6 protein-coding genes are annotated in these 4,516 nt (G+C 44.2%); 4 read left to right on the forward strand and 2 right to left on the reverse strand.

Annotated elements, in window-relative coordinates:
* Positions 1-71: 71 nt before the first annotated feature.
* On the reverse strand, positions 72-833 hold the full coding sequence (locus B5F18_RS12170) for an ABC transporter ATP-binding protein (RefSeq protein WP_087157915.1): 762 nt from the start codon (positions 831-833) through the stop codon (positions 72-74).
* Positions 833-1,297: a helix-turn-helix domain-containing protein gene (locus B5F18_RS12175; protein ID WP_087157916.1), complete on the reverse strand. Its 465-nt coding sequence runs from the start codon at positions 1,295-1,297 to the stop codon at positions 833-835. Before B5F18_RS12175 ends, B5F18_RS12170 begins: the two co-directional genes overlap by 1 nt.
* A 166-nt stretch (positions 1,298-1,463) precedes the next feature.
* Here B5F18_RS12175 and B5F18_RS12180 point away from each other — a divergent pair, with 166 nt between their 5' ends.
* The 4 genes from B5F18_RS12180 to B5F18_RS12195 all read left to right on the forward strand — a co-directional run bounded on the left by B5F18_RS12180 (position 1,464) and on the right by B5F18_RS12195 (position 4,426).
* Positions 1,464-1,808: a PadR family transcriptional regulator gene (locus B5F18_RS12180; RefSeq protein WP_087157917.1), complete on the forward strand. Its 345-nt coding sequence runs from the start codon at positions 1,464-1,466 to the stop codon at positions 1,806-1,808.
* Positions 1,805-2,899 carry an HAAS signaling domain-containing protein gene (locus tag B5F18_RS12185; RefSeq protein ID WP_087157918.1) on the forward strand — a complete coding sequence of 365 codons (1,095 nt, stop codon included), beginning with the start codon at positions 1,805-1,807 and terminating at the stop codon, positions 2,897-2,899. The genes B5F18_RS12180 and B5F18_RS12185 overlap by 4 nt, the downstream gene beginning before the upstream one ends.
* An 83-nt stretch (positions 2,900-2,982) precedes the next feature.
* Positions 2,983-3,891, forward strand: a complete 909-nt coding sequence (locus B5F18_RS12190) for a helix-turn-helix transcriptional regulator (protein ID WP_087157919.1) — start codon at positions 2,983-2,985, stop codon at positions 3,889-3,891.
* 61 nt (positions 3,892-3,952) lie between these two features.
* Positions 3,953-4,426 (forward strand): GyrI-like domain-containing protein, encoded by a 474-nt coding sequence (locus tag B5F18_RS12195; protein WP_087157920.1) that lies wholly within the window; start codon positions 3,953-3,955, stop codon positions 4,424-4,426.
* The last annotated feature ends 90 nt before the right edge of the window (positions 4,427-4,516 follow it).

The following is a 4,516-nucleotide window of genomic DNA, read 5'->3' on the forward strand; positions in this document are numbered from 1 at the left end:
TCCTAACTTACGCCTTTTTTGAAAAATACGTCGTAGGTCTATTAAGGTTACCCTTTTGTATGAAAATCTTTTTAAAATAACTCTTGACTATTTACCAAATTGCTTTCAGCACGAAGCATAATTTCTTCCAGAGTCAGTGGATTAGTATCCTCCGGCGTTTTCAAATAATCAAAGGAACGCAGGAAGGTATCTTTATCCGCGCTTTGCAGAACATTTCCGTTCTGGATATAGGTGATGTCATCGGCACACCGGTCCAGATCCGAGGTGATGTGGGTAGAAAACAGGATGGATCGTTTGCCGTCTTTTACAATGCGGGTAAAGATATGCAGGATCTCATCCCTTGAAACGGGATCCAGCCCGGAAGTCGGCTCATCGAGCAGATAGAGTTTGGCGTGATGGGATAATGCTAAAGCCAGCAGGTACTTTACTTTCATTCCGTTGGATAGCGCCCGGAATTGTTTGCTTTCATCCAAAGAAAACTGGCGGAGATATTCTCTGTATCGTTCTTGATCCCAGTCCTTGTAGAATCGTCTGGTGACAGCAGTAATGGCGGAGAGTTTTTTCAATGGGTAAAAGTCAATCCCGCCAAATACAACACCGATTTCCTGCTTACATTCCTTTTCGTTCTGATAAAAATCTTTCCCCAGTATGCTGACGATTCCGGATTCCGGCTGCACCATATTCAAAATAGATTTGAGCGTTGTGCTCTTACCAGCCCCATTTTTCCCGATCAGTCCCATAATTCGCCCAGGTTTTACCGAGAAAGAAACATCTTGCAAGTTAAACCCAGGATAATGTTTATTCAAGTGATCTACCCGTAAAAGTTCTGTCATTAAATTTCCTCCTTTTCGCTGTTCAGCATATCTCGCAGAAAAGTAATATTGCGAAGGATGGTATCACCGGGAACCAAAGCGATACCTGCGCTTTCCGGATTTTCGTCTCCCAAAACAACAAGAAGATCGCCCTGTTTGATATGAAAAAGGTCCCGCGCTTTTTTGGGCAGAACGATCTGGCCCCGGTCCCCTATTTTGACAGTTCCAAAGAGATGTTTTCCCTTTGGCGGGATCGGCATATGTTCTTCCTCTTGATCATAGTGGATGAGAGTATCCACTGAAACATCGTAAAGCTCGGCCAGAGCATCGCAGTTGAGAATATCAGGAACTGTTTCTCCCGACTCCCATTTTGCCACAGCTTGTCTGGTCACGCCGACTTTTTCCGCCACTTCTTCCTGTGAGTATTTATGATACTGCCGCAGTGCGGCTAAATTCTGAGAAATCAGATTTGATTGTTTTTTCATATATTTCCAACCTCCTTATCCTTATTATATCGTATTGTTTCTGGATTTCTACCAACTGATGCTGACAAAAAGTGTTATGATTTGTTGCACTGTCTTAAAACTACTTTATTTTATTATTGACAATACAGTATGCCATACAGTATTCTATTATTAGGAGGTGACACTGATGGGAGAAGAGAAAGATCTGTTGTCCTCCTTGCTTTTGGAGCTGCGCCGAGGAACGCAGACAATCAGTGTGCTCAGTCAAATGAAGGAGCCCAAATATGGATATGCCTTGGTGCAGAGCCTGGAAGAAAAGGGTGTCGCCATAGATCCCAATACGCTGTACCCGCTTCTTCGCAGGCTGCAGAATCAGGGGCTTTTGGAAAGCAAATGGGAAACCAGCGGTGCAAAACCAAGAAAATATTATCAGCGAACTGAGTATGGAACGAAAATCTATGAACAGCTGAAAACATATTGGGAGAACTTATCCGACGGAATAGGGCGGTTGTTAAGGGAGGAAGAAACATGACTCCAAATGAAAAAGAGTTGATGAAACGATATATCTATCAGGTAACTCGTCGTCTGTCCAAGGCACAGAGGGATGAGGTTCGGATGGAGCTGGAAGAACTTATCAGTGATATGTTTGCGGATAAAGGGTCTATGGAAAAGGCATTGACACAACTTGGAGATCCCGCAGAATTCGCAAAGCAGTATCAGAATGACCGTCAATATCTGATTGGTCCTGAATATTTTGAAACCTATCTGTGGTTTGTCAGAGTTGTCTTAATCTGTACCGCAGTTCCGATTTTGGCTGTTTCTCTTGTTCATGCTTTTGGCCATGTTTCTGTTTTCACTTCGCAAAACGCTGCGCCTGTCATAATCCGTGCGATTGTTGACGGCTTGACCACAGGGATTACCGATGCGCTGATCTCCTGTGTTTCCGCATTCGGTGCAGTGACATTGATCTTTGCTATTATGGAACGTCAAAAAGTAAAGATTGAGATGAAGAAGGCGGAAAAATGGTCGGTTGGAAAGCTGGCAGAGCATAAGAAAACAGCAGAATCCAGATGGACGCCCAGCTTTTTGGAACCAGTACCGGACAAAAAGGCGATCATCAGCCGGGGAGATAGTATTGTCGGCATTGTATTTATCGTTATTTTCTGTGTACTGCTGATTTCTGCCCCGCAGTTCTTTGCGGTTATTTTTACAGAAAACGAAACCGTTAAGACTGTGCCTGTTTTCAATCTGGAACAATGGGGATACATTCTTCCGGTATTCGTGCTCAGCCTGCTGATAGGCCTTGCGGATGAGATTTTGCGTCTGGTGGTAGGCTGTTACTGCAAATTGGTCATGATCAGCAATATTGTGTGCGGAGCGATTCAAATTGTGCTAAGTGTAGTTGTTTTGAAAGTTCTGCCCATTTGGAACCAGAATTTTGTCTCTGAACTCCAGCTTGCACTGGAAGACGAAACAAGCCAGACAACAAAATTTCTTTCTCTCTGGAATGCAGATATGGTATCCAACGGACTCCTTACCTTTATTGTTCTGATAACCCTATTTGAGATTGGTGTGACGATATACAAAACGCTTCGGTATGGTGTTTCTATAAAAAATCATTAAAAGTACAAGGCTGTCATGTGTAAACATGACGGCCTGTTGTCATGTTTGATGGAGCATGATATGAGTGTGAGAGAAGGTGTAACATGAAAATAGACAGACTTATCGGGATTCTGTCCATCCTGCTGCAGCAGGACAAGGTGACTGCTCCTTATCTGGCGGAAAAGTTTGAGGTATCACGCCGGACGATTAACCGGGACATTGAGGATTTGTGCAAGGCCGGTATCCCGTTGGCAACGACCCGGGGTGTGAACGGCGGAATCTCCATTATGGAAGGATATAAAATAGACAGTACCCTGCTGACCTCCGCCGAAATGCAGGCGATTCTGGCAGGGCTGCGCAGTCTGGACAGCGTGAGCGGCACAAGTCGGTACGTGCAGCTGATGGAAAAGCTGTCGGCTGGCGCTTCCGATTTCATATCAGGCGGACACCATATCCTGATTGATCTTTCTTGCTGGAGCAAAACCGCTTTATCGCCAAAAATCGAACTGATCCACGGGGCAATTGAGTGCGGAAGATGTATTCGTTTCCGCTATTATGCTCCTAAGGGAGAATCATCACGGCTTATAGAACCCTATTATCTGATTTTCCGCTGGGCCAGCTGGTATGTCTGGGGATATTGCAAGGAGCGGAACGACTACCGATTGTTTAAGCTGAACCGGATGACAGAGCTGCAAATGGACGCACCTTTTGAAAAACAGGCGGCGCCACTGCCGGATTTGTCCAATGAGACAGTGTTTCCCCATACCCATTTGATCAAGGCCCTGATCGCACCGGAATACCGGTGGCGGTTGATAGAAGAATACGGGCCCGATTGTTTTACCATACAGGAGGACGGAAAGCTTTTGTTCTCTTTTGGCTTTACCGATGAGGACACTATCCTTGGCTGGATTTTGTCTTTTCAAGGCGGTGCAGAACTTCTGGAGCCGGCGATTCTTCGGCAAAGACTGATTTCATTTGGGCAAGAACTGCAAAAACAATATTCTGATTCATGACAGGCAGATGTCCTGTTTGGTTTGATAGAATAAAAACACCAAACCGAAAGGAGCATTTAACATGAACTATGAAATCGTAAATTTGCAAGAAAAAGTGATGGTGGGAATTGCCGCCCGTACCAATAACCATGCACCCGATATGGGAGCGGTAATAGGAGATCTGTGGCATCAGTTTTATGCAGACGGAATCTATGAGAATATACCGGACAAGACTGATGGCAAAGCTATTGGACTTTATACGGACTATGCCGGAGATGCAGATGACGATTATACTGCGATGGTTTGTTATGCAGTAGAACATCAGCCGGAGCATTCTCAGTATGAGATTCGTAGAATTCCGGAAGGACCGTATGCGAGATTTGTGATCCACTGCGATATGCGTACATCGTCTGAGGAGATTTCAAAAGCCTGGCAGGAAATCTGGAAAATGAATCTTCCAAGAGCATATATTTGTGATTTTGAAGAGTATCAAAACGATGATATGGAGCATGCGGAAATCCATTTCTATATCGGATTAAAGCAATTTGGTAAATAGTCAAGAGTTATTTTAAAAAGATTTTCATACAAAAGGGTAACCTTAATAGACCTACGACGTATTTTTCAAAAAAGGCGTAAGTTAGGAATT

Origin of the sequence: Lachnoclostridium sp. An181 (assembly GCF_002160325.1) — a bacterium.
Taxonomy (GTDB): domain Bacteria; phylum Bacillota; class Clostridia; order Lachnospirales; family Lachnospiraceae; genus An181.